22 protein-coding genes are annotated in these 23,420 nt (G+C 60.0%); 8 read left to right on the forward strand and 14 right to left on the reverse strand.

Features of this window, described 5'->3' with window-relative positions; translation table 11 throughout:
- Positions 1-46: 46 nt before the first annotated feature.
- Positions 47-1,366, forward strand: a complete 1,320-nt coding sequence (locus BK662_RS10550) for an MFS transporter (protein WP_123357992.1) — start codon at positions 47-49, stop codon at positions 1,364-1,366.
- Between the two features lie 382 nt (positions 1,367-1,748).
- Entirely contained in the window at positions 1,749-2,378 is a 630-nt protein-coding gene (locus BK662_RS10555; protein WP_018926552.1) for a flavin reductase family protein, read from the forward strand.
- On the opposite strand, the gene BK662_RS10560 is transcribed toward BK662_RS10555, so the two are convergent.
- The gene (locus BK662_RS10560) at positions 2,379-2,609 is read right to left on the reverse strand and encodes a hypothetical protein (RefSeq protein ID WP_123357993.1); all 231 of its coding nucleotides are present in this window, start codon (positions 2,607-2,609) and stop codon (positions 2,379-2,381) included.
- Between the two features lie 41 nt (positions 2,610-2,650).
- Positions 2,651-3,004 (reverse strand): putative quinol monooxygenase, encoded by a 354-nt coding sequence (locus BK662_RS10565; protein WP_123357994.1) that lies wholly within the window; start codon positions 3,002-3,004, stop codon positions 2,651-2,653.
- Positions 3,005-3,431: 427 nt separating this feature from the next.
- Here BK662_RS10565 and BK662_RS10570 point away from each other — a divergent pair, with 427 nt between their 5' ends.
- A complete protein-coding gene (locus BK662_RS10570) occupies positions 3,432-4,361 on the forward strand; it encodes an AraC family transcriptional regulator (RefSeq protein WP_123357995.1) in 930 nt (309 codons plus the stop codon).
- 112 nt (positions 4,362-4,473) lie between these two features.
- Here the strand turns inward: BK662_RS10570 and BK662_RS10575 are convergent, their stop codons facing one another.
- The 6 genes from BK662_RS10575 to BK662_RS10600 form a co-directional block, all read right to left on the reverse strand.
- The gene (locus tag BK662_RS10575) at positions 4,474-5,529 is read right to left on the reverse strand and encodes an ABC transporter ATP-binding protein (RefSeq protein WP_123357996.1); all 1,056 of its coding nucleotides are present in this window, start codon (positions 5,527-5,529) and stop codon (positions 4,474-4,476) included.
- Positions 5,530-5,542: 13 nt separating this feature from the next.
- Positions 5,543-6,391 (reverse strand): ABC transporter permease, encoded by an 849-nt coding sequence (locus BK662_RS10580; RefSeq protein WP_008010021.1) that lies wholly within the window; start codon positions 6,389-6,391, stop codon positions 5,543-5,545.
- Complete coding sequence (locus tag BK662_RS10585) at positions 6,388-7,296, reverse strand: ABC transporter permease (RefSeq protein WP_052967302.1); 909 nt, start codon at positions 7,294-7,296, stop codon at positions 6,388-6,390. Before BK662_RS10585 ends, BK662_RS10580 begins: the two co-directional genes overlap by 4 nt.
- A gap of 144 nt (positions 7,297-7,440) precedes the next feature.
- Entirely contained in the window at positions 7,441-8,544 is a 1,104-nt protein-coding gene (locus tag BK662_RS10590; RefSeq protein ID WP_123357997.1) for an ABC transporter substrate-binding protein, read from the reverse strand.
- Positions 8,545-8,762: 218 nt separating this feature from the next.
- A complete protein-coding gene (locus tag BK662_RS10595) occupies positions 8,763-10,211 on the reverse strand; it encodes an aldehyde dehydrogenase family protein (protein ID WP_123357998.1) in 1,449 nt (482 codons plus the stop codon).
- Positions 10,208-11,845, reverse strand: coding sequence for a 5-guanidino-2-oxopentanoate decarboxylase (locus BK662_RS10600; RefSeq protein WP_123357999.1), 1,638 nt, complete (start codon positions 11,843-11,845; stop codon positions 10,208-10,210). Before BK662_RS10600 ends, BK662_RS10595 begins: the two co-directional genes overlap by 4 nt.
- Positions 11,846-12,004: 159 nt before the next feature.
- On the opposite strand from BK662_RS10600, the gene BK662_RS10605 reads away from it, so the two are divergent.
- Entirely contained in the window at positions 12,005-12,886 is an 882-nt protein-coding gene (locus BK662_RS10605) for a LysR substrate-binding domain-containing protein (RefSeq protein WP_123358000.1), read from the forward strand.
- 112 nt (positions 12,887-12,998) lie between these two features.
- On the opposite strand, the gene BK662_RS10610 is transcribed toward BK662_RS10605, so the two are convergent.
- Both BK662_RS10610 and BK662_RS10615 read right to left on the reverse strand, forming a co-directional pair.
- On the reverse strand, positions 12,999-13,613 hold the full coding sequence (locus BK662_RS10610; RefSeq protein WP_123358001.1) for an NAD(P)-dependent oxidoreductase: 615 nt from the start codon (positions 13,611-13,613) through the stop codon (positions 12,999-13,001).
- 223 nt (positions 13,614-13,836) lie between these two features.
- Entirely contained in the window at positions 13,837-14,718 is an 882-nt protein-coding gene (locus BK662_RS10615; protein WP_123358002.1) for an MBL fold metallo-hydrolase, read from the reverse strand.
- A gap of 114 nt (positions 14,719-14,832) precedes the next feature.
- Between BK662_RS10615 and BK662_RS10620 the strand changes: the two genes are divergently transcribed.
- Entirely contained in the window at positions 14,833-15,738 is a 906-nt protein-coding gene (locus BK662_RS10620) for a LysR family transcriptional regulator (RefSeq protein WP_221179100.1), read from the forward strand.
- A 191-nt stretch (positions 15,739-15,929) separates the two neighbouring features.
- Positions 15,930-16,106, forward strand: a complete 177-nt coding sequence (locus BK662_RS34765) for a hypothetical protein (protein WP_185047104.1) — start codon at positions 15,930-15,932, stop codon at positions 16,104-16,106.
- 133 nt (positions 16,107-16,239) lie between these two features.
- Here BK662_RS34765 and BK662_RS10625 read toward each other — a convergent pair whose 3' ends face one another.
- Positions 16,240-17,151 (reverse strand): helix-turn-helix domain-containing protein, encoded by a 912-nt coding sequence (locus tag BK662_RS10625; protein ID WP_123358004.1) that lies wholly within the window; start codon positions 17,149-17,151, stop codon positions 16,240-16,242.
- Positions 17,152-17,330: 179 nt separating this feature from the next.
- Between BK662_RS10625 and pobA the strand changes: the two genes are divergently transcribed.
- On the forward strand, positions 17,331-18,524 hold the full coding sequence (gene pobA, locus BK662_RS10630; RefSeq protein ID WP_123358005.1) for a 4-hydroxybenzoate 3-monooxygenase: 1,194 nt from the start codon (positions 17,331-17,333) through the stop codon (positions 18,522-18,524).
- Positions 18,525-18,601: 77 nt separating this feature from the next.
- Positions 18,602-20,119: an MDR family MFS transporter gene (locus BK662_RS10635; RefSeq protein ID WP_123358006.1), complete on the forward strand. Its 1,518-nt coding sequence runs from the start codon at positions 18,602-18,604 to the stop codon at positions 20,117-20,119.
- A 135-nt stretch (positions 20,120-20,254) separates the two neighbouring features.
- Here BK662_RS10635 and BK662_RS10640 read toward each other — a convergent pair whose 3' ends face one another.
- The 3 genes from BK662_RS10640 to BK662_RS10650 all read right to left on the reverse strand — a co-directional run bounded on the left by BK662_RS10640 (position 20,255) and on the right by BK662_RS10650 (position 23,386).
- On the reverse strand, positions 20,255-21,103 hold the full coding sequence (locus BK662_RS10640) for a cache domain-containing protein (protein ID WP_123358007.1): 849 nt from the start codon (positions 21,101-21,103) through the stop codon (positions 20,255-20,257).
- A gap of 304 nt (positions 21,104-21,407) precedes the next feature.
- Complete coding sequence (locus tag BK662_RS10645; protein ID WP_185047105.1) at positions 21,408-22,277, reverse strand: coiled-coil domain-containing protein; 870 nt, start codon at positions 22,275-22,277, stop codon at positions 21,408-21,410.
- A gap of 116 nt (positions 22,278-22,393) precedes the next feature.
- A complete protein-coding gene (locus BK662_RS10650) occupies positions 22,394-23,386 on the reverse strand; it encodes an NAD-dependent epimerase/dehydratase family protein (protein WP_007898415.1) in 993 nt (330 codons plus the stop codon).
- Between the last annotated feature and the right edge of the window lie 34 nt (positions 23,387-23,420).

Genomic DNA, 23,420 nt, shown 5'->3' on the forward strand with positions numbered 1-23,420 from the left:
GCGTTTTAACGCGCTCCACAAAAACAATTAAACGAAGGATCCTTCAATGGATAACTCCAACGCCCTGCCTCTTGGGTCGGCTGCCGCGCCGGCTAAAGAAAGAACCACCGCTAGCCGGATCAAATCGATCTTCAGCGGCTCTGTCGGCAACATGGTCGAGTGGTACGACTGGTACGTCTACGCCGCCTTCTCCCTCTACTTCGCCAAAGCCTTCTTCCCCAAAGGCGACACCACCGCACAACTGCTCAACACCGCCGCGATCTTCGCCGTGGGCTTCCTGATGCGTCCGATCGGTGGCTGGTTGATGGGTCTCTACGCCGACAAGGCCGGTCGCAAACGTGCGTTGATGGCTTCGGTTTACCTGATGTGCTTCGGCTCGCTGCTGATCGCCCTGAGTCCGGGTTATGAAACCATCGGCATCGGCGCGCCGATCCTGCTGGTGTTCGCCCGCCTGCTGCAAGGTCTGTCGGTGGGTGGCGAATACGGCACCTCGGCGACTTACCTCAGTGAGATGGCGACCAAGGAACGTCGCGGCTTTTACTCCAGTTTCCAGTACGTGACCCTGATCTCCGGCCAGCTCATCGCCCTGGCGGTGTTGATCGTGCTGCAACAGACCCTGACCACCGAAGAGCTGTACGCCTGGGGCTGGCGCATCCCGTTCGCCATCGGCGCGCTGTGTGCCGTGGTCGCGCTCTACCTGCGTCGTGGCATGGAAGAAACCGAGTCGTTCACCAAGAAAGAGAAAGCCAAGGAAAGCGCCATGCGCACCTTGCTGCGTCATCCCAAGGAACTGATGACCGTGGTCGGCCTGACCATGGGCGGCACGCTGGCGTTCTACACCTACACCACGTACATGCAGAAATACCTGGTGAACACCGTCGGCATGAGCATTTCCGACTCCACCACGATTTCCGCGGCCACGCTGTTCCTGTTCATGTGCCTGCAACCGATTATCGGTGGGCTGTCGGATAAAGTCGGTCGTCGGCCGATCCTGATCGCCTTCGGTATTCTGGGTACGCTGTTCACCGTGCCGATCCTGACCACCCTGCACACCGTCCAGTCTTGGTGGGGCGCGTTCTTCCTGATCATGGCGGCACTGATCATCGTCAGCGGCTATACCTCGATCAACGCAGTGGTCAAAGCCGAACTGTTCCCGACCGAAATCCGCGCCCTGGGTGTTGGTTTGCCGTATGCACTGACCGTGTCGATCTTCGGCGGCACCGCTGAATACATCGCGCTGTGGTTCAAGAGCATCGGCATGGAAACCGGTTACTACTGGTATGTCACGGCGTGCATCGCGGTGTCGTTGCTGGTGTATGTGACCATGAAAGATACCCGCAAGCATTCGCGGATCGAGACGGACTGACAGTTTCATTGATGGTGGCTGTTCTGGCCTCATCGCGAGCAGGCTCGCTCCCACAAAGGTCTGGTGTACGCAGATCCGATGTGGGAGCGAGCCTGCTCGCATGGCCGCGACTCGGTCTCAAGACAACTCTGCAAACTCCTGCTTCGGCCCGGCTTTAGTCGGGCTTAGTCGTTTCTGAAGCAAAGGAAATATCTCAAGCGAGACAAAAACCTGTGGGAGCGAGCCTGCTCGCGATAGCGCCGTCACAGGCAACATCTCTTTTGAATGTCAGTGAACTATCGCGAGCAAGCCCGCTCCCACATTTGATCTCATCGCTGGAAATAACCCGCTCGTCCTTGCACTATGATCGATCCCGAAACAAAGCCCTCAGGAACCTCCGTCCATGCCCGACGACATCCATTTCTACGAACCCGCCAACGGCCACGGCCTGCCGCATGACCCGTTCAACGCCATCGTCGGCCCGCGCCCTATTGGCTGGATTTCCTCCCAGGATGCCAACGGTCGCCTGAACCTGGCGCCCTACAGTTTTTTCAACGCCTTCAACTACATCCCGCCGATCATTGGTTTCTCCAGCGTCGGGCGCAAAGACAGCCTGAACAACATCGAGCAGACCGGCGAATTCGCCTGGAACCTGGCGACCCGCCCACTGGCCGAGCAGATGAACCAGAGCTGCGCCATGGTCGGGCCGGAGGTCAACGAATTCGAACTGTCCGGGCTGACCACCGCCGCGTCGAAAATCATTCAGGTGCCACGGGTTGCCGAAAGCCCGGTGTCCTTCGAGTGCAAGGTCACGCAGATCATTCAGTTGCAGCGCGCAAACAAGGAAGTGGTGCCGAGTTGGCTGATTCTCGGCGAAGTGGTCGCCGTGCATATCGCCAAGTGGCTGTTGAAGGATGGGGTGTACGACACCGCCGCGGCAGAACCGATTCTGCGCGGCGGCGGGCCGGCGGATTACTTTCAGCTGGGGCCAGAGGCACTGTTCAAGATGTTCCGCCCGGGGGCGGTCAAGTAATTACCAGAGCAGGTCGGCGTCTTCTTTAACGTCTTTGAGGCGGGTCAGCTCTTTGGCTGCGGCCTCGTCGGCTTCATGAGCGGTCTTGAAGGTCTGGTCTTCCAGCACTTTGTGAAAACGCGGGGCACCGGAACCGCCGAGGGCTTTGACGGCAATCGCGGCGTGGTAACCGCCCTCGCCCGGTACTACTGCTGAAACGGCTTCGAAGTGTTCAAAGGCTTTGCGTGCCATGTTGCGGATCCTGGCTAATGGAGAGTTGCGCCATTAAACCCTCAACCGGCGAGTTTGTGTACCGCTGCCTTGGACTGGCCAAGGGCCTGGGCCGCCGAGACATCCTTGAAGGTATGGAAATCCAGGCTGTTGACCACCAGCTCCTGCACCAGCTCGGCAAAAATCTGCATCGCCGGGCTGCCGAAGTAAGCGGTCATGGCCTGTTGGTTGTCCCAGAAACCGGACACCAGCCACAGCTGCGGATCGCATTGCGAGTGCTGCAGGGCAAAGCTCAGGCAACCCGGCGCGTTGCGCGATGGCTCGATCAGGGCGCTCAGGCGCGCACCGAGTTCTGCCGAACGCCCGGCACGGGCGCGAACGAAGGCCATATGACTGACGGGGATTTGCGTAGACATGTTCAACCCTCCCAGGTCATCCAGTGGCAGCCGGGGACGGGCTGCGACAGGATCCAAGATTAGGCGGCGCGCCCTGGTCGTCGTTAGTCGATTCCTGCCGGCTTGTTGCACAATCCTGCGAGACTTGGCTCAACACCTGTAACAACCGGTAAAACCCGTCACACCACTGTTACACGAGTTTTGTGTAGGAGCTGCCGAAGACTGCGATCTTTTGACTTCTGTTTTTAAGATCTAGAGATCGCAGCCTTCGGCAGCTCCTACAGGGGGAGGTTTGCGTCAGCCGTTGCCCATCTGCGTCACGTCATGACGGGGCGGCACACGAAGCCCATGCAGAATCAGGCAAGCTTTTGGCAGGATGTGTCTACCGCCGTCCCTTGCACAAATTTAAGCTCAGCCCATCACCAACGCATCACCGAGGATGCCCAGCATGTCGTCGCTCGATCACTTTCAAGCCCCGCTGGATGCCGACATGGAAAAACAGCGCGCGGAACTGGCCGCCCTCATCCGCCGTAACACGATGGAGGATGGCACTTATGCCACCGCCGTCGGTTCGCTGTTCATGTCGCGCCACAGTCAAAACCATGACTTCGCCCCCGTACTCGCACAGCCCGCGCTGTGCATCATGGCCCAGGGGCGCAAGGAAGTGCGGCTGGCGGATGAATACTTCAATTACGACCCGCTGAATTACCTGGTGGTGTCGGTCTCGATGCCGTTGAGCGGGCGGGTGGTGAATGTCTCGTCCGAGGAACCGATCCTCGCCGTGCGGCTGGACATCGACCCGGCGGAAATCAGCGCGCTGATTGCCGACGCCGGCCCCATCGGTGTACCCACACGGCCCACTGGCCGCGGCCTGTATGTCGAGCAGATCGACACGGCAATGCTCGATGCCGTGTTGCGTCTGGCACGTTTGCTGGACACACCGAAAGACATCGCCATGCTGGCGCCGCTGATTCGTCGAGAGATTCTGTATCGGCTGTTGCGCAGCCAGCAGGGTCATCGGCTGTATGAAATTGCCATCGCCAACAGCCAGAGCCATCGCATCAGCCAGGCGATCAAATGGCTCAACGGCAATTATGAGCAACCGCTGCGCATCGATGATCTGGCGCGGGAAGTGAACCTGAGCGTGTCGACATTGCATCACCGGTTCAAGGCGATGACGGCGATGAGTCCGCTGCAGTATCAGAAGCAGTTGCGCCTGCAAGAGGCGCGGCGGTTGATGCTGGCTGAAGGGTTGGAAGCTTCGGCGGCCGGTTATCGGGTGGGGTATGAAAGCCCTTCGCAGTTCAGTCGGGAGTACAGCCGATTGTTCGGGGCGCCGCCGCTCCGGGATTTGGCGCGGTTACGGTTGAGTGTTTAGCCGAGATTGATGTTGATTGTTCCGGCCTCATCGCGAGCAGGCTCGCTCCCACAGGGTCTGGTGTACACCGATCCAATGTGGGAGCGAGCCTGCTCGCGATGGGGCCAGTAAGTCAGGCGCTTAGTACTCGACAAGCCTCAGCCGGCAATGTCACCGACACCGGATTGCCAATGCTCAACCCAACCCCCTGACACGGCGTGCTCAACGCGGTAAACGACACCCCGGAACACTCGACAGTGGTTTCAATCGTCGCCCCGATATCCCGCACAAACGTCACCTTCCCGAGCAAGCGATTCCCTGCCGTGGCCTGGGGTTGCGACAGTTGCAGGTCTTCCGGGCGAATCAGCATTTTCACCTTCTCCCCCACCACAATGCTGCTGCAGATTGGCACTTGCAGCGCATCGCCACCGGGCAAGCTGACTTTGCCGTTGCCCAGCGCCGTGGCCGGGAAAATATTCCCCGAACCGATAAAGTCCGCGACAAACTCATTGGCCGGATGCCGATAGATTTCAATCGGCGTGCCCACCTGCTGCACCCGATGCTCACCCAGCACCACCACGATATCGGCCATGGTCATGGCTTCACGCTGGTCGTGGGTGACCATGATGGTGGTGATGTTTAAACGCTGTTGCAGCTGACGGATTTCCACCTGCATCGACTCACGCAGCTTGGCGTCCAGCGCCGACAACGGTTCGTCGAGCAGAAGGATTTTCGGCCGTGAGGCAATCGCCCGGGCAATCGCCACGCGCTGACGTTGCCCGCCAGAGAGTTTTGCCACCGGGCGATCAATCATCTCCTGCAGCTGAATCAGCTCCAGCAACTCCACCACCCGCGCCTGTTGATCAGCCTTGCTGACCCCACGCAATTTCAGCGGATAGGCGATGTTCTCCCCCACCGTCATGTGCGGAAACAGCGCCAGCGATTGAAACACCATGCCGAAATTACGCTGATGCGCCGGCGTATGACCGATGTCTTCACCGTCCAGGCGAATCTCGCCACCGGACAGGGTTTCAAGCCCGGCGATCATCCGCAGCAAGGTGGTTTTGCCGCAGCCCGAAGGGCCGAGGAAACACACCAGCTTGCCCTCGGGTAAATGCAGGTTCACATCTTTTACCGCGCAGGCCGAGCCGTAATGTTTCTCGACGTTTTCCAGAATCAGACCAGTCATGTTGCACCTCAAATCAAAAGGAAACGCCGCCTTCGCCAACCAGCTTCTCCAACGCCCAGATCAGGACGAAGTCGATCAGCACGATCAGCACGGCAAACGAGAAAACGGTAGGGTCGAGCGAAGACACGGTGCGGCTGTACATCCAGATCGGCACGGTCATGACGTCGATGGTGTAGAGGAAATAGGTCACGGTGAATTCGTTGAACGAGACGATGAACGCCAGCAGCATGCCTGCCAGAATCCCTGATTTCATCAACGGCACCACCACATCGACAATCGCCCGAGTCGGTGAAGCGCCGAGCATTTGCGCGGCCTCTTCGACTTCGCTGCCAATGGAAAGCATCGCCGCGGTGCAGTTTTTCACCACGAACGGCAGCGCCAGAATCACGTGGGCAATCACCAGCCGCGAGGTGGTGATCTGGAATGGCAGGCTGTCGAACACCAGCAGCAAGGCCAGGCCCAACACCACCATCGGGAACACCAGTGGCAGCGACATCAATTGCAGCGCCACAGCCTTGCCGCGGAATTCGCAACGGGTCAGGGCATAGGCTGCCGGCACCGCGATGATCGTCGCGAAAACCATGGTCAGGCAGGCCACCATCAGGCTGGTGGTCATGGCTTTGCCGAGGCTCAGCACATCGCTGGAGTCTGGCGACACGAAGGTGTTCCAGGCGGCTTTGTACCATTGCAGGCTGTAGCTGCTGGGCGGGAAGTCGAGGTTCGACGCGCCACTGAACGACATGACGATCATGGTCAAAATCGGCAGCACCGCCAGCAGCAAAATGAAGCCCGACAGGATGCCGGCGAACTTACCGGTATCGCCTGGCAGCAGCGAGTGGCGCTTCTTGATCAGGGTGCTCATTGGGAAGCCTCCAGCATGCGCCGACGACGGCCGGTGATGTATTCGGACAAGGTCATGATCGCCAGGGTGGTAACGATCAGCACCACACCGGCAGCAGACGCGGCGGGCCAGTTCATCAGCGGAGCGATCTGGTCATGCACCATCACCGCCAGCATCGGCACGCGCCGACCACCGAGCAGCAGCGGCACCACAAAACTGCTGGCGTTGTAGGCGAACACCAACGTCGCGCCAGTGATGATCCCCGGCAAACTCATCGGCAACACCACCTGGCGAAACACCTGCAAGCGACTGGCGCCGAGGGTGGCAGCGGCTTCTTCGTAAGTGCGGGCAACGCCGCGCATGGCGCTGGCAATCGGCAGCACGGCCAACGGGAACGCGGTTTGCACCAGGCCCATCAACACGCCGTTCTGGTTGTAGAGCAGCATGATCGGGCGCTTGATCAGGCCCAGGCCCATCAGTGCCTGATTGAGCATGCCGCCGGGGCCGAGAATCACCAGCCAGCCGTAGCTTTGCAGCAACAGGTTGACCAGCAATGGCAGCAGCACCGCCGCAAGGAAGATCCGCCGCACAAACGGCGAGGTCAGCCGCGACATGGTGTAAGCCACCGGGATCGCCAGCAGCACCGCGATCACCGCGCTGATCAGCGCCAGGCGCAACGTCAGCAGCAACGATTTGAGGTAATAGGGTTCCAGCAATTGGGCGTAACTGGCCAGGCTGAACCCGGTCCACTCCGCGCCTTTGGTGCCGACGCTCATGCGCAGCACCAAGAGGCTCGCGGCAATCAACACGCCGAGAAACAGCATCGACGGCGAGAGGAAAAACCAGGCACGCGCCGTCGGTGAGACACCCCGATTGATGCGCACGGGTGCGGCGCTTACCGGATGGGTCAGAGGTTGGTGTTCCATAGCAAGGGTCTCGTCAATGGAAGATCAGGAATATCTCGCGCCCGGCCCCGTGTAGGAGCTGCCGAAGGCTGCGATCTTTTGATCTTTTTCAGAGCCACCGAAGAGCAAGATCAAAAGATCGCAGCCTTCGGCAGCTCCTACGGATCAGGAAGAAAAGATTTCCGTGTAACGACGAATCCATTGGTCATGCACGGTGGCCAGGAAGGCGTTGTCGTGCATGATCGCCTTCTCGGCAATCTGCTCCGGCGTGAGGATGTAGGGGCTCTTGCGCGCTTCGGGGGAGATGATCGCCTTGGCGTTGACCGGGCCGTTGTAGATGTCTTCGGCCATCTTGCCCTGCACCAGCGGGTCCAGAGAGTGGTTGATGAAGGCGTAGGCCAGGTCGGTATCGCCCGGACGATTCTTCGGCATCACCGACAGCATCAGGTCGGTGTAGAAGCCTTCCTTCATGCCGAACGTGGCGCCCAGGCCGTAGGCCGGATCGCGAATCTGTTTCGGGAAAAACGCCGGCGCGTACAAGCCGCCCATGTCCAGCGAACCGGTGCGGAACAGCTCGGCGATCTGGTTCGGGTTTTCGCCCAAGGTCACGACGCGATCTTTCAGCTCAGCGAGTTTCTTGAAGCCTGGCTCGATGTTGTGTTCGTCACCACCCGCCAGTTTGGCGGCGATGATGATCAGGTCCATGGCCTCGGTCCAGTTCGGCGGCGGCAGGAAAATGTTCGGCGACAGCTCCGCGTCCCACAGGGCGGCGTAGCTGTCCGGCGCTTCTTTGATGGTGCGGGTGCTGTAGACCAGGCTGTTGCACCACAACAGGTAACCGATGCCGTGACCGTTGGCGCCAGTGCGGTATTGCTCCGGCACGTCGATCAGGTTAGGGATGCGGTTGAGATCGGGTTTTTCCAGCAGGTTGGCAGCAGCCAGACCTTCGGCGCCGACGCCGGCCAGAGTGATGATGTCGTACTGTGGACGATCACCGCCAGCCTTGAGTTTGGCGACCATTTCCGAGGTGCTGCCGGTGCGGTCAGCGATGACCTTGCAGCCGTACTTGGCTTCGAAGGTTGCCGCGATATTGCGCAATGCTGCAAGGCCGGTGTCATCGGACCAGGTCAACAGGCGCAGGGTTTTGCCCTGGAAACGTGTGTCGCTGGCATTGGCCTTGATGAACGGCATGCTCATGGCCGCCGCAGCCACGGACGCCACGCCCACGGTTTTGATGAATTGACGTCTGTTCAGATCGTGCTCGCCCATGAAGGACTCCCTTTGTTTTTTTAAGTATGAGGTTGGTCGCAACCCTTGCATCCGCGCGGTCAGATCAGCTCCAAGCCCCCGGTTTCAAAGGGCAAGAGCGGCGCCGACAGCTTCATCCTGAGGTCGTGCAAAACACCTGACTATCGATAAAAACTCATTGAAGCCATGACGCTGGCGCATGCCTCATCACGAGGCATGCGCGGCCTTTTTTCGTGCCTTCAGACGGCCCGAATCACGTGTTTGATTTCCTGGAAAGCCTGCAAGCCCCACGGCCCCAATTCGCGGCCGATGCTGCTCTGTTTGTAGCCACCCCAGGCGGTCTGCGGGAAGATCACTTGCGGCGCGTTGATCCACACAAGCCCCGCCTGCAAAGCGTTGGCGACGCGATCCGCAGCCTCGCTGTCACGAGTGACCACGCTGGCCACCAGGCCGAACTGGCTGTCATTGGCCAGGGCAATCGCCTCGGCTTCAGAGCTGAAACTGCGCACGCAGATCACCGGGCCGAAAATCTCTTCGCACCACAGCGCACTGTCGAGGGGCACATCGATGAAAATGGTCGGCTGCAAAAAATAGCCGCGTGGCAGGTCTGCCGGACGATTACCGCCGCAGATCAACTTCGCGCCTGCGCTCAAACCACGGTCGATGTGGCCCAGCACACGTTGGTATTGCGCCTGATTGACCAGTGCGCCCATTTCCACGTTCGGGTCGAACGGGTCGGCCACGCGAATGGCTTCAGCACGCGCCTTCAATCGCGCTACAAATTCATCCGCCAGCTCATCGGCGACCAGCACGCGGCTGGTGGCGGAACACATCTGCCCGGCGTTGAAGAAGCCGCCGCCACAGGCCACTTCCACGGCCAGCCCAATGTCGGCATCGGCGAGTACCAGCAGCGAGGATTTGCCACCCAGTTCCAGGCTCACACCCTTCACGGTTTCCGCCGCCCGCTGCATCACCTGCACGCCCACTGCGTTGCTACCAGTGAAGGAAATCTTGGCGATGCGCGGATCAGCCGACAGCGGTGCGCCAACAGCCAGGCCGGTGCCGCAGACCAGATTGAACACACCGTTTGGCAGACCAGCCTCGGCGATGATCGTCGCCAGTTCCAGCTCCGGCAGCGGCGTCACTTCAGACGGTTTAAGCACCACGCAGCAACCGGCGGCCAGGGCCGGGGCGAGTTTCCAGGCGGTGGTGACCATCGGGAAATTCCACGGCACGATCAGCCCCACCACACCGCACGGTTCGCGGCGCAAACGGGCGCTGAAATCGTCGCTCGGCAACGCCACGGCGCTGTCTTGTTTCGCATCCAGGCCTTCAGCCAGATCGGCGTAATACTCGAACGTAGCGATCACGTCGTCGACATCAATGGCCGCTTCGAACAGCGGTTTGCCATTGTTGCTCGACTGCAACTTCATCAACTGTTCACGACCGGCCTGCACGCCCGCGGCGATTCTGCGCAAGATCGCCCCGCGCTCGGCACCGGTGGTTTTCGACCACGCTTTGAAAGCGTTGGTCGCCGCCGTGACGGCCTGATCGACAGCGTGTTCATCGCCGCCGTTGACGGTGGTCAGCAGGGCTTCGGTTGCCGGGTTGATCACGCGCAGATGTTCGTTGCCAGACGACCATTGACCATCGATGTACAGGCCATCCAGAGTAATTGGAAAACTCATTTCGACATCGCCTTCATCCACTGGGTCTGATCGATTTCAATCAGGGTCGGGCCCTGGCGATCGGTGGCAAGACGCAATGCACTGCGCAGTTCTTCGACACCGCTGACCGCCTCGGCCGCGCAGCCCAGCGCCTTGGCCACACCAATGAAGTCCGGAGTGTAGATGTCTACGCCAACCGGCTCGATGTCGCGGTTGACCATGTATTTCTTGATCTCTTCGTAGCCCTGGTTATTCCACAGCAGGACGATCACCGGGGTGCGTGCTTCCACCGCACTGGCCAGTTCCGGCAGGGTGAATTGCAGACCACCGTCGCCGATCAGGCACACCACCGGAGGCCGTGCGCCGCCTTCGATGCTGCCACCAAGCCAGGCACCAATCGCTGCCGGCAAGGCGTAACCGAGGGTGCCGTAACCGGTGGACGAGTTGAACCAGCGGCGCGGGCGTTCCGGGTTGAACGTGAGGTTGCCGGTGTACACCGGTTGGGTCGAATCGCCGACAAAAACCGCGTTCGGCAATTCGTGCAAAACGGTTTCCAGGAAACGGGTCTGGGCCAGCGTCGGAGCGTCCCAGGATGCGGCCAATTCATCGCGCAAACGCGCGGCACGCACCTGGCCCCAATCGTTGCGACGCTCGGCCAGCGACTTGTGCGACAGCGCGCTCAGCAAGGCCTGAGCGGCGTTGCGCGAGTCGGCCACCAACGCGACTTTCGGCGGGTAATTACGCACCGTCTGGTCGGGGTCGATGTCCACGCGCAGCAGCACGCCGGGAATTTCGAAGCCGCCGGCGAAGGTGACGTCGTAATCGGTTTCGGCCAGTTCGGTGCCGATGGCCAGCACCACGTCGGCCTCAGCAACCAGCGCGCGAGTGGCTATCAGGCTTTGGGTCGAGCCGATCAGCAGCGGGTGACTGGATTCGAGCATGCCTTTGGCATTGATGGTCAGGGCCACCGGCGCATCCAGCAGTTCCGCCAGTTCGGTCAATTCAGCCGCGGCATCGATGGCGCCGCCACCGGCGAGAATCAACGGGCGCTTGGCACCGGCCAACAAGTCGGTCATGCGGCTGATCGCGCTTGGCGAAGCACCAGCACGATCAATGTTCACCGGCACGCTGGCGAGCAAGTCATCAGCCTCTTCGACCAACACGTCCAACGGAATTTCGATGTGTACCGGACGCGGACGGCCAGCCTGGAACAGCGCGAAGGCGCGGGCCAACACGCCCGGCAATTCAGCCGCCGACATCAAGGTGTGGGAGAACGCCGCCACGCCGCCGACCAGTGCGCTCTGGTTCGGCAACTCATGCAGCTTGCCGCGACCGCCGCCCAATTGGCTGCGCGATTGCACGCTGGAAATCACCAGCATCGGGATCGAGTCGGCGTAAGCCTGGCCCATGGCGGTGGTGATGTTGGTCATGCCAGGGCCGGTGATGATGAAGCACACACCCGGTTTGCCGCTGGTGCGAGCGTAACCGTCGGCCATGAAACCGGCGCCCTGTTCGTGACGCGGAGTGACGTGGTTGATGCTCGAACAGGCCAGCCCGCGATACAGCTCCACGGTATGCACCCCGGGAATGCCAAACACCTGCTCGACCCCGTAACCTTCGAGTAACTTGACCAATACTTCGCCGCACGTCGCCATGTCTTTGCCCTTTTTGTTCGTTTGAGACGCCGGGCCTGCGCAGTGTTTATGATGGGTTGGCAGGTCCAGGGATGGCCTCATTGGAACGGGCGACACGTAGCCGCAACAATGGATAAAAAGTCATACTAGCCATGTCCTCACGTCATACCTTGGATCCCAATGAAACGATTGCCTCCCCTGCCGGCACTGCACACTTTTCTGATCACCGCGCAGTGCTGCAACTTCACCCGGGCCGCCGAACAGCTGCACATCACCCAAGGCGCGGTGAGCCGGCAGATCGCCGGGCTGGAAGATCATCTGGGTTATGAGCTGTTCATTCGCCAGGCGCGGGGCTTGAGCCTGACCGCCGAAGGACGGGAATGGCTGCCACGGGTGCAGCAGATTTTTGGCCTGATCGACGAGGCGGTGGAGCAGATCGGCGAGAAGCGCGAAACCCTGCAACTCAAGGCGCCGACCTGCGTGATGCGCTGGCTGTTGCCACGCCTGTTGCAGTGGCAAAAGGAACGCCCGGATGTGCCGGTGGAATTGACCACCACGGTGAAACACGGCGTGGATTTTCATCGCGAGCAGTTCGATGCGGCGGTGATGTATGGCGCGCCGCCGGACAACTCACTGGCCTCCCGGCATCTGTTCGATGAGCAACTGACGCCCGTGTGTTCCAGACCGATGCTTGAAGGGCCGATGGCTTTGCAGACACCGGCCGATCTGCAGCAACACTTGTTGCTGCACCCCACCCGCGATGAACGGGACTGGAACGCCTGGTTGAAGGCTGCGGATATTCGGCTGAGCAATGTCGGCAAAGGTCAGCATTTCGAAACCCTGGACCTGGCGATGTCGATGGCGTCTCAGGGGACAGGTGTAGCGATTGGCGATTGGTCGTTGATCGGCGATGACCTGAGTGCCGGACGGCTGGTCATGCCTTTTGATTTGAAGGTGAAAACCGGGTTGGCGTATTACCTGGTGTTCCCCGAGAAACCGGCACCTTCGCCGAAGTTGCGCGAATTGATGGGGTGGTTGGTGGAGCAGGCGCAGAGCCGCTGAAATCCAAAAAGCATCGCGGGCTTGCCCGCGATGGAGGCCGTACAGTCGACATCAATGTTGAATGTAAGTCCGTCTTCGCGAGCAGGCTCGCTCCCACAAGTGATCAGTGAACTCAATACCCGACAGTAAACCGCTGACGTGAATGCTTCGGCGTTTCCACTTCATCGATCAGCGCAATCGCGAAGTCAGCAAAGGTAATCCAGCTTCGGCCTTCGGCACTCACCAGCAAGTCATCCTTGCCGACCCGAAACGTGCTGGTGCGCTCACCTTCGACAAACTCTGCCGACGGCGACAGGAATGTCCAGTCCAGGTCCTTCTCCTGACGCAAAGTATTCAGGAACGCGGCACCGGCACTCGCCTCGGCCTTGTACTCCTCCGGGAAACCTTCGCTGTCGATCACCCGAGAGCCATCCGGCAGTAACAGCGAACCGGCACCGCCCACCACCAACAGCCGTTTGACCCCGGCCTTCTTCACCGGCTCGATAACCGCGCTGGCAGGGATGGTGGAGAAATGCGCAGCGCTGATCACCGCATCATGCCCGGCCACGGCGGCTTGCAATGCAGCAGCGTCGAGCACGTCCACGCTTTTGCTCACGACCCCGGCACGCGGGGCGATTTTCGAGGTGTCGCGGGCGATGGCAGTGACGCTGTGACCGCGACGCAGGGCTTCTTCCAACAGTTGGCTACCGGCACGACCGGTGGCACCGATGATTGCAATTTTGCTCATGACGTTCTCCAGTTTGCGGTGATGTAATCATAGTGATTTGGCAATGCTCATTGTGGCGAGGGAGCTTGCTCCCGCTGGAGTGCGAAGCGCTCCCCTGCATGTCTTCAGACACACCGCATCGGCTGGTTTTACGACTGCTTCGCAGCCGAGCGGGAGCAAGCTCCCTCACCACAAAATTTCACTCTTCAGACATTTTCATTGGCTTGTGAGATTGCTCGGCGGATTACCACTTCATCTCGCCCTTGGCGACTTTAGCGCTCAGCTCCAGCGAGCTTTCTTCGCTCAGGGTCGGGTAGCGTTTTTTCATCGCGGCGATCAGTTCGGCAGCGTCTTTCGCCTTGGCGGTTTCTTCGTCGAACGCCTTGATGTAATCGGCGGTGAACTGCACCGCCGCCAGAGAACGCGCGCTCTCACCGAGGTAGTGACCCGGCACGATAGTGTTCGGCTTCAGCGCTTCGATCGCCTGCAACGTCGTCAGCCAATCGGCATGGGATTGCGGAGTCTGGGTGTCGGCCATCCACACGTGAATGTTTTCGGCGACAACCACGCCACCGACCACCGCCTTGATCGACGGGATCCACACAAAGCTGCGATCCGGCTGCTTGCCGTCCAGGCCGATCACCTGCAATTTCTGCCCTTCCAGCATCAGGCTGTCGCCCTTGAGCACCTGCGGCACGATGGTTTTGTTCGGTACGTCAGCGCCCATTTTCGGGCCCCAGAACGCCAGTTTGCCGTCGACGGTTTTTTTGATGTGATCGACCGTCGGTTGCGAGGCCAGCACTTTGGCTTTCGGGAACGCTTGGGTGACGGTGTCGAGGCCGAAGTAGTAATCCGGGTCACCGTGGCTGATATAGATCGTGGTCAGTTGCTTACCGCTGGCGCGGATTTTTTCCACCACTTGTTCGGCCTGGGCTTTGCCGAATTGCGCGTCGACCAGAATCGCTTCTTTCTCGCCGCTGACCAGCACCGAGGTCACCGGGAAGATCGCATGGGTGCCAGGGTTGTAGACGTCCAGCGTCAGGGTGGACGCCGCCGCGGCATGGGCCGCGAAGCCGAGCGTGGCGGTTGCCAGAAGAATGCGTTTGATTGAGGTGAAGCCGATCATCTGTTGCTCCGTTGTCCGAATGCCGTGCTTGGCGATGGGACAGAGCTTAGTTGTCTGGTTCGATACAAAAAATGCGATGCTTGAACATAGTTTGTTTCTGAAAGCGGGCAAATCATGGATCGTCTACAAGCAATGCGGGTGTTCGTCACGGTGGTGGACCTGGGCAGCCAATCGGCCGCCGCCGATCACCTGGACCTGTCACGGCCGGTGGTTTCACGCTATCTGGCGGAGTTGGAGGATTGGGTCGGCGCGCGCCTGATGCATCGCACCACGCGCAAATTGAGCCTGACCGCCGCCGGCAGTGAGATTCTGCCTCGCTGTCGGCAGATGCTCGATTTGTCCACCGACATGCAAGCCGCCGTCAGCGAACCGGACGACGCACCGCGAGGCCTGCTACGGATCAGCGTCAGCACCTCGTTCGGTCAGGCGCAACTGGCGGACGCCATGGCGGCCTACGTCAAACGTTACCCCGGCGTCAGCATCGATATGCAAATGCTCGACCGCACGGTGAACCTGGTGGATGAACGTATCGACCTGGCCATCCGCACCAGCAACGACCTGGATCCGAACCTGATTGCCCGGCGGCTGACGGTCTGCCGCTCAGTGATCTGCGCCTCCCCCGCGTACCTGCGCGAGCACCCGACACCGCAACGGGTCGAGGACCTGAGCCTGCACAATTGCCTGACGCACTCCTACTTCGGCAAAAGCCTCTGGCATTTCGAACAGGACGGCGAACCCGTCTCGGTGCCGGTGCAGGGCAACATCAGCGCCAACGAAGCCAGCACGCTGTTGCGCGCGACGATGGCCGGGGCCGGCGTGGCGATGCTGCCAAGCTATCAGGCGGGTGTACATATCCACAGCGGCGAACTGATCCGCCTGTTGCCCCAGGCCGAGCCCCGGCAGATGAACATCTATGCGGTGTATGCGTCACGCAAGCACATGCCGGCGGCGTTGCGCAGCATGCTGGATTTTTTGGTGCTTAGATTTCCCGAAGAACCGGAGTGGGATGCAGGTTTTTAAACATCAAAAGATCGCAGGCTTCGTGTAGGAGCTGCCGAAGGCTGCGATCTTTTGATCTTGATCTTTTCGGCGCTACTGGAAATCAAAATCAAGATCAAAAGATCGCAGCCTTCGGCAGCTCCTACACAACTCATCCGCGCTGACCTATGCTCAAAACAGTACCGAAAGGTATTCGTTCAGAGGTCAACGCCATGAACATAAAAACAAAAAGATACCTCGCCATTTTCATCACTTGCGCGGCGACGTTGGCGCTGTATGGCACGGCCGCCTGGCGTGTCGAGCAGTTGCGACAAGTGCCCCGTGAATACGCGAGTTGCAACTTCGAGCGCTGCATTCCCCACAACGCGACCCTCAACACCCTCCGGTAATGAACACCCTGTGGCGAGGGGGCTTGCCCCCGTTCGGCTGCGCAGCAGTCGTAATTCGGTGAATGCGGTGTTCTCGTTGAAATGCTGGGGCCGCTTCGCGACCCAACGGGGGCAAGCCCCCTCGCCACAGGGTTCAGGCCTCGTTGTCCTGATCGGCATGGTCCTGATCGGCCTTCAAGCGGTCGCGAAAAGCCTTGGGCGAAATCCCCACCCGACGCCTGAACAGGCGTGTGAAGTTGGTGGGATCGGAAAACCCCAACACGTCGGACATTTCATAAATGGTCATGCTGGTGTAGGTCAGCAAGCGCTTGGCCTCCAGCAATTGACGCTCGTGCATGATCTGCAACGCCGGTTGCCCCGCCAGTTCACGGCACGTGCCGTTGAGGTGGGACACGGAAATCCCCAGCCGATGAGCCAGGTCCTCGACCTTGACGTGCTGGCGATAGGTCTCTTCCACCAGCTGAATAAAACCGTTGAGGTATTCCCGGGCCCGCTGCGGGCGCTGAGTGGCGGTTTGGCGCTGAATCACCTGACGGCTGATCCACACCATGATCACGCTGACCAGCGAATGCATGAGCATTTCCCGCGCCGGTTGATGGCCGGTGTACTCGCTTTGCAGCGCTGAAAACAGGCTGTTGAGGTACTCGCTGTCCTTGCCCGCCGGGTAGCTTTCGGCCTGTGCCAGAGCGTTCACCGAATTGCCCAGTTGTGCTTGCAGGTGAGCGATCAACGGCGCGGCCAGCGTGACGACGAAACCCTCGACGTCCTCGGAAAACCGATAACCATGCACCGATAACGGCGGCAGAATCAGGATGGCCGGCTCGGTCAATTGTGAGTGTTTGCCTTCGATTTCAAGCTCTGCCTGACCTTTGAAAACGAAGAGTAACTGACACAAATCGGCGTGGCGGTGGGGTTTGATTTCCCATTGATGTTCGCGGCTGCGTTTGGAAATGGTTTCACAGTGCAACAAGTCAGGGGTCGGCCAGTCCAGGCTTTCACCGTAGAGTTTGAACACCGGAATCGATGGCAGGTCAGGCTTGTTCATCACTTCAATCCAGGCCTCGAGGGTAACGGGGCGATAATCGCACCGATTGGCAGAATGTACAGGTATCGGCTCAGTTTTCCCCTTCAATTGACAGACTCGCAAGTGAAAAATGCAAGTACTCGATCCATAAAAATCATTCACCGGCCTTGGTCGCGTGGAGCTTGCGAGTCATAAAAACAATGAAAACACTGAAAACCCAAGTCGCGATCATCGGTGCCGGCCCCTCTGGCTTGCTACTCGGCCAATTGCTGCATAACGCCGGCATCGACACCCTGATCCTCGAACGCCAGACCCCGGACTACGTGCTCGGACGCATCCGCGCCGGTGTCCTCGAACAGGGCATGGTAGAGCTGTTGCGTCAGGCCGGAGTGGGTCAGCGCATGGACGCCGAAGGGCTGGTCCATGCAGGCTTCGAACTGGCCCTCGACGGGCGCCGGGTACACATCGATTTGCAGGCGCTGACGGGCGGCAAAACCGTAACGATCTATGGCCAGACCGAGGTCACCCGCGACCTGATGGCCGCTCGTCGGGACGCCGGTGCGCAGACGATCTACGAAGCCAGCAATGTCGTCCCACACGGCATGAAAACCGCTGAACCCTTTGTCACCTTCGACAAGGACGGCGAAACGTATCGACTCGATTGTGACTATATCGCCGGCTGCGACGGTTTCCATGGCGTGGCGCGGCAGTCGATTCCTACGGACTGCCTGAACGTGTTCGAGCGGGTTTATCCGTTCGGCTGGCTGGGGATTCTCGCCGACACGCCGCCGGTGCATGAGGAGTTGGTCTACGCGCGGCATGAACGGGGTTTTGCGCTGTGCAGCATGCGTTCGCCGACACGTACCCGTTACTACCTCCAGGTTCCGGCCCAGGACAAAGTCGAAGACTGGTCCGATCAGCGCTTCTGGGATGAGCTCAAATCCCGTCTGCCGACCGCCCTCGCCGCCGCTCTGGTGACCGGCCCATCGATTGAAAAAAGCATCGCGCCGCTGCGCAGTTTCGTGGTCGAGCCGATGCAGTACGGGCGGATGTTCCTGGTCGGCGACGCCGCGCACATTGTTCCGCCCACCGGCGCCAAGGGCCTGAACCTGGCGGCCAGCGACGTCAGTACGTTGTTCAATATTCTGCTGAAGGTTTACCGCGAGGGGCGTGTGGATTTGCTGGAAAAGTATTCCGAGGTCTGCTTGCGACGGGTGTGGAAAGCCGAGCGGTTTTCCTGGTGGATGACCTCGATGCTGCATCGCTTTGACGAGCACGACGCATTCAGCCAGCGCATCAGCGAATCGGAGCTGGCCTATTTCGTGGACTCCGAGGCCGGTCGCAAAACCATTGCCGAAAATTACGTCGGGCTTCCATACGAGGCTATCGAATAGCCTCCTACCGATCTACACTGGCGAGCATCCCGCTCGCCTTGCCTGCTGCGGGTCCATTACTGCCCGCAGGTTTACCCGTGACCAATCTCAACCAGCCTGAAACGCCCAAACCAGCTATTCGCAGCGTGTTGATCGCCCTGATGCTGGCGATCTTTCTGGGCGCGCTGGACCAGACCATCGTCGCCGTGTCGATGCCGGCCATTTCCGCGCAGTTCAAGGATGTCAGCCTGCTGGCCTGGGTGATTTCCGGCTACATGGTGGCGATGACCGTGGCGGTGCCGATCTACGGCAAACTCGGCGATCTGTATGGCCGCCGCAAGTTGATGCTGTTCGGCATGGGCTTGTTCACCCTCGCGTCATTGTTCTGCGGCATGGCACAAAGCATGGAGCAACTGGTGCTGGCGCGGATTCTTCAGGGCATCGGCGCCGGCGGGATGATTTCGGTGAGCCAGGCGATTATTGGCGACATCGTTCCGCCCCGCGAACGCGGTCGCTATCAGGGCTACTTCAGCAGTATGTACGCGGTGGCCAGCGTGGCCGGGCCGGTTCTCGGTGGCTACATGACCGAATACCTGTCCTGGCGCTGGGTGTTTCTGATCAACCTTCCATTGGGCCTGGGTGCCTGGCTGGTGGCCCACCGCACGCTGGTGGGGCTGCCGGTGCCGCAGCGCAAGCCGATCATCGACTACTTCGGCACCTTGCTGATGATCATCGGCCTGACGGCGTTACTGCTGGGCATTACTCAGGTTGGCCAGGGCCATTCGTGGCGCAGCACTGAAGTGTCGGGTTTGCTCGGTTGTGCGGTAGTGGTGCTGGCCGTATTCGTCTGGCATGAACGGCGGGCGCGGGAACCGTTGCTGCCGATGCACTTGTTCGCCAACCGCAGTGCGATTCTTTGCTGGTGTACGATTTTTTTCACCAGTTTCCAGGCGATTTCCCTGATCGTGCTGATGCCGCTGCGCTTCCAGAGCGTCACCGGCGCCGGGGCCGACAGCGCTGCGCTGCATCTGTTGCCGCTGGCCATGGGCTTGCCGATAGGCGCGTATTTCGCCGGACGCCAGACCTCGGTGACCGGTCGTTACAAACCGATGATCCTGACCGGCGCCCTGCTCATGCCGTTCTCGATTCTCGGCATGGCGCTCAGTGCGCCTCAGGCGTTTGTGCTGAGCAGCCTATTCATGTTGCTCAGCGGCATCGCCAGCGGCATGCAGTTCCCGACATCGTTGGTGGGCACGCAAAACTCGGTGGAACAACGGGACATCGGCGTCGCCACCAGCACCACCAATCTGTTCCGTTCTCTGGGCGGTGCAATGGGTGTGGCGTTGATGTCGGCGCTGCTGCTGGCGTTGTTGCAGGATTCGAGTTTCGCGCACCTGGCCGGCTCGTCGCTGATTGCCGAGGGCCATTCGGGGAATGTCTTGCTAGATGGTTTGAACGCCGCACCGGGGGATGCACAAAACGCCCTGCGCGCGGAGCTGCTGCTGACCTTCCGGCATTTGCTGATGGTCAGCGCGGCGGTATCGCTGCTGGGGCTGGCGGCGGCGATTGCCATGCCGAATAGAGTGTTGCGGGGGCGCGAGGACACGGTTCGATAGTGGGACCGAGTCGCCTGCAATCGCGAGCAGGCTCGCTCCCACATTGGATCTCGGCCGTATGCAACATCTGTGACCAATGGAGATTTACTGTGGGAGCGAGCCTGCTCGCGATTGCGGTCTTTCAGTCACCTTGAATCAAGGGCTGTAATACCCCACCGCCACCAGAAAATGCCCGACCTTCTTCAGGTAGGCATGCTTGTCTTCAACCTTGCCGGTCACCGGGTTTTTCCAGCGGTATTCGTATTCGCCGTCATCCTGTTTGGCCATCAGCGCCAGGATCGGCTCGCCCACCGGTTTGCCTTCCGGGTCCTTGATCTTGCCAAAGTCTGTATTGATCAGTCGCAGATTGGTGCCATGGGCGACATAACGCTGGGTATCCAGGTCGACGACAAACACGTACAGATCATCCTGCAAGTAACCGCCCTTTAGGGAGTTGATCGCTGTGAGCGTGCCCTTTTCGTTTTTGGCCAGATCGACCGCTGCTTTATCGAGCAACGCTTGTGCCTGTTGCGGCGAGGCCCGTGGCAGGTAGTAACCGACCGCCAGAATCCGCTGGCCGATGCGCTGATAGAACACATGTTTGCGTTCAACCTTACCGTCGGCCCAGTTCTGCCAGCGGTACTCGGCTTGCTGAATGCCGTTGCCCTCCGGCACTTTCAAGGCGTCCTTGAAGGCTTTCTGCACCTCCGGCCCAAGTACCTCGGACACATCGCGACCGATCAACGCCGAAGATGGACCACCGCTGGCGAGCATCACGCCCTTGGTATCGACCACGAAGACATAGCGATCCTTGTCGACAAACTCGCCCTGACGGCTGAACGCCGCGAAAGCCTTGTCACCCTGCTCGTGGTAATAGGCCAGGGCTTTTTCCAGCAAGGCTTTGGCGGCCTGGCTGTCCTCCTTTTCCGTCGTGGCGGCATGAATCTGCCCCAGGCACAGCAAAAGCAACCCGCCCAGCCAGGCTAGCTTGTGAAGAACCCCCATTGCGCATTCCCCGTTCTTATTAGTGTTTCAAGAGCGTAGACGGCTTGGGGCTATGTATAAGTATTCAGGAAACGGTGGGGGCGTCTGTGCTTTGAAGGGCCTGTGTGGCGAGGCGCTTTTCTGTGGCGAGGGAGCTTGCTCCCGCTGGGTGGCGCAGCCGCCCCAAACCCATTCAACACAATTCTTCAGGTAATCCGCGGTGTCTGATTTGCGACTGCTGCGCAGCCGAGCGGGAGCAAGCTCCCTCGCCACAAAAGCCCCACACCACGGCCCCACTCCCCACAGGCCCCATCACTGCATCGGGCTATTGAGGCCGGGCGCGCAGCTGTTGCTGCAGATTCTGAATCTGCGCCTGCAGGGTGTTGATGTTGCGGGTGACCTGGCCGCGGAAGGCGTCGAACTCGGCGGTGTTGGTGCCACCTTGTGCGGCGGCCGGGCGGTTGTCCTGTTGGCTTTTGAGCACGATCATGTCTTGCTCCAGACGCTCGATGGCGGCGCTCGGGTTGCCTTGTTTCTTCAGTGCGACGATGTCAGCGCCCAGGCTTTTGAGTTGGGCGTCGAATTTGCCGGTATCGTCCGACGCGCTCTTCAACGCGGCCAGTTCGCCGCTCAAGGCTTTGACCTGGGCCTGCAACTGAGCATTGGCGGTTTGTTGTTCGGTGGCTTGCGCGGTCATTTGCGCCAGGCGCTTGTCCAGATCGGAGGTCTGACCGAGTACGCCTTGCTGCTGTTTGCTCTGGTCCTGAAGCTTGCTTTCCAGCTGCTTGCTCTGGTCCTGGAGTTTGCCTTCAAGCTGTTTGATTTGCAGCTTCAACGCTTCACTGCCGGTGTTGACGTTGGACTGGCTGGCCACGACCTTGCCGGAAATGTCCTGCAGGCGCCCCGCCGCTTCCTCACTGATGCGCGCGAAACTTTCCTGGGTCGCCACCAGTTGCTGTTCCATCAGCGAGATCTGCTGAAAACTCCACCAGGCAAGGCCGGCGAAGGCAAAGAACAACGCGCCGACCAATGCCCACAGAGGGCCGGTGCTCGGGCCTTTGACCTTGACCACCGGTGTGGTGCGCGAATGCACGGAAGTGCGAGTGGTGGTCGGAAAATCATCGTCATCGAGGCTGTCGGCGCGCAGGCTCGGGACATCGTCGAAGTCGTCGTTGGCATCGTTACGCATGGGCATTAGGGTCAACCTTTGTGGAACGCGGTGATGGCTTGATGCGGCGAAGTATAACCCTCGCTGCCGCACCGGTTGACCCTGAACCCCGAACTCGGTTCAGTCAGGGCCGCCCTTGTGTGTCAGCGAATGTCCTGAGCCTTCCACCAGCCGCAGAATTCATCGAGGGCGGTCCAGAGGCTGACTTTCGGATCGTAGTCCAGATAATGCCGCGCGCGGCTGATGTCCAGGGTGAAGTTTTTGTTCATGACTTGCATGCCCAGCCGCGACAGGGTCGGCTCGGGACGACCTGGCCACAGCTTGCACACACCCTCGTTGAGCGCGGCAAGACTGTAGGCCAAACCGTAGGAACGGTAACGGGTAACCTGTGGGACATCCATTTGGCGCATCACGTAATTGACCACATCCCACAACGGAACCGGCGCTCCGTTGCTGATGTTGTAGGCCTTGCCCAAAGCCGAACCGCTGGCCAGCAAGCTGCTGAGCAACGCTTCATTGAGGTTTTGCACGCTGGTGAAATCGACCTTGTTCAGGCCATTGCCGATAATCGCCAACCGCCCTTTGCGCTGCATCTTCAGCAATCTGGGGAAAATGCTCATGTCGCCGGCACCCGTCACGAAGCGCGGGCGCAGGGCGAGGGTTTCGAGGCCGAACTCCTGCGCACCGAAGACTTTTTGCTCGGCCAGGTATTTGGTCGCGGCATAGGGATGTTTGAAGCGCTTGGGCACCTGCTCTTCGGTCAACCCCAGATGATCGCGGCCATCGAAGTAGATCGACGGCGACGACAAGTGCACCAGGCGCCGGACCCGCTGTTTCAGACAGGCCTCGACCACGTTCTCGGTGACCTCGACGTTGCCTTGATGAAAGTCCTGATACCGCCCCCACAAACCGACAGCGCCGGCGCAATGCACCACGGCTTCGACGTCTGAACACAGGTCGCGCGCCAATTGCGGATCGCTCAAATCGCCCTGAATGAACTCGGCGCCACGGCGCACCAGATGCTCGACGCTCTCGGCCCGGCGACCGTTGACCCGCACGTCCAGGCCCTGCTCCAGGGCGAAACGCGCAAAGCGTCCGCCAATGAAGCCGCTTGCGCCGGTGACCAGAATCTTCATGAATTGCTCCGAATATTTCGTTTTGCGTTTTGCG

This window comes from Pseudomonas frederiksbergensis, from assembly GCF_003732275.1.
GTDB classification, from domain to species: domain Bacteria; phylum Pseudomonadota; class Gammaproteobacteria; order Pseudomonadales; family Pseudomonadaceae; genus Aquipseudomonas; species Aquipseudomonas frederiksbergensis_H.

Coding starts and splice junctions, on each gene's coding strand:
- BK662_RS10550 (WP_123357992.1), top strand. CDS start 47: ATGGATAACTCCAACGCCCTGCCTCTTGGGTCGGCTGCCGCGCCGGCT.
- BK662_RS10555 (WP_018926552.1), top strand. CDS start 1,749: ATGCCCGACGACATCCATTTCTACGAACCCGCCAACGGCCACGGCCTG.
- BK662_RS10560 (WP_123357993.1), bottom strand. CDS start 2,609: ATGGCACGCAAAGCCTTTGAACACTTCGAAGCCGTTTCAGCAGTAGTA.
- BK662_RS10565 (WP_123357994.1), bottom strand. CDS start 3,004: ATGTCTACGCAAATCCCCGTCAGTCATATGGCCTTCGTTCGCGCCCGT.
- BK662_RS10570 (WP_123357995.1), top strand. CDS start 3,432: ATGTCGTCGCTCGATCACTTTCAAGCCCCGCTGGATGCCGACATGGAA.
- BK662_RS10575 (WP_123357996.1), bottom strand. CDS start 5,529: ATGACTGGTCTGATTCTGGAAAACGTCGAGAAACATTACGGCTCGGCC.
- BK662_RS10580 (WP_008010021.1), bottom strand. CDS start 6,391: ATGAGCACCCTGATCAAGAAGCGCCACTCGCTGCTGCCAGGCGATACC.
- BK662_RS10585 (WP_052967302.1), bottom strand. CDS start 7,296: ATGGAACACCAACCTCTGACCCATCCGGTAAGCGCCGCACCCGTGCGC.
- BK662_RS10590 (WP_123357997.1), bottom strand. CDS start 8,544: ATGGGCGAGCACGATCTGAACAGACGTCAATTCATCAAAACCGTGGGC.
- BK662_RS10595 (WP_123357998.1), bottom strand. CDS start 10,211: ATGAGTTTTCCAATTACTCTGGATGGCCTGTACATCGATGGTCAATGG.
- BK662_RS10600 (WP_123357999.1), bottom strand. CDS start 11,845: ATGGCGACGTGCGGCGAAGTATTGGTCAAGTTACTCGAAGGTTACGGG.
- BK662_RS10605 (WP_123358000.1), top strand. CDS start 12,005: ATGAAACGATTGCCTCCCCTGCCGGCACTGCACACTTTTCTGATCACC.
- BK662_RS10610 (WP_123358001.1), bottom strand. CDS start 13,613: ATGAGCAAAATTGCAATCATCGGTGCCACCGGTCGTGCCGGTAGCCAA.
- BK662_RS10615 (WP_123358002.1), bottom strand. CDS start 14,718: ATGATCGGCTTCACCTCAATCAAACGCATTCTTCTGGCAACCGCCACG.
- BK662_RS10620 (WP_221179100.1), top strand. CDS start 14,833: ATGGATCGTCTACAAGCAATGCGGGTGTTCGTCACGGTGGTGGACCTG.
- BK662_RS34765 (WP_185047104.1), top strand. CDS start 15,930: ATGAACATAAAAACAAAAAGATACCTCGCCATTTTCATCACTTGCGCG.
- BK662_RS10625 (WP_123358004.1), bottom strand. CDS start 17,151: ATGAACAAGCCTGACCTGCCATCGATTCCGGTGTTCAAACTCTACGGT.
- pobA (WP_123358005.1), top strand. CDS start 17,331: ATGAAAACACTGAAAACCCAAGTCGCGATCATCGGTGCCGGCCCCTCT.
- BK662_RS10640 (WP_123358007.1), bottom strand. CDS start 21,103: ATGGGGGTTCTTCACAAGCTAGCCTGGCTGGGCGGGTTGCTTTTGCTG.
- BK662_RS10645 (WP_185047105.1), bottom strand. CDS start 22,277: ATGCCCATGCGTAACGATGCCAACGACGACTTCGACGATGTCCCGAGC.
- BK662_RS10650 (WP_007898415.1), bottom strand. CDS start 23,386: ATGAAGATTCTGGTCACCGGCGCAAGCGGCTTCATTGGCGGACGCTTT.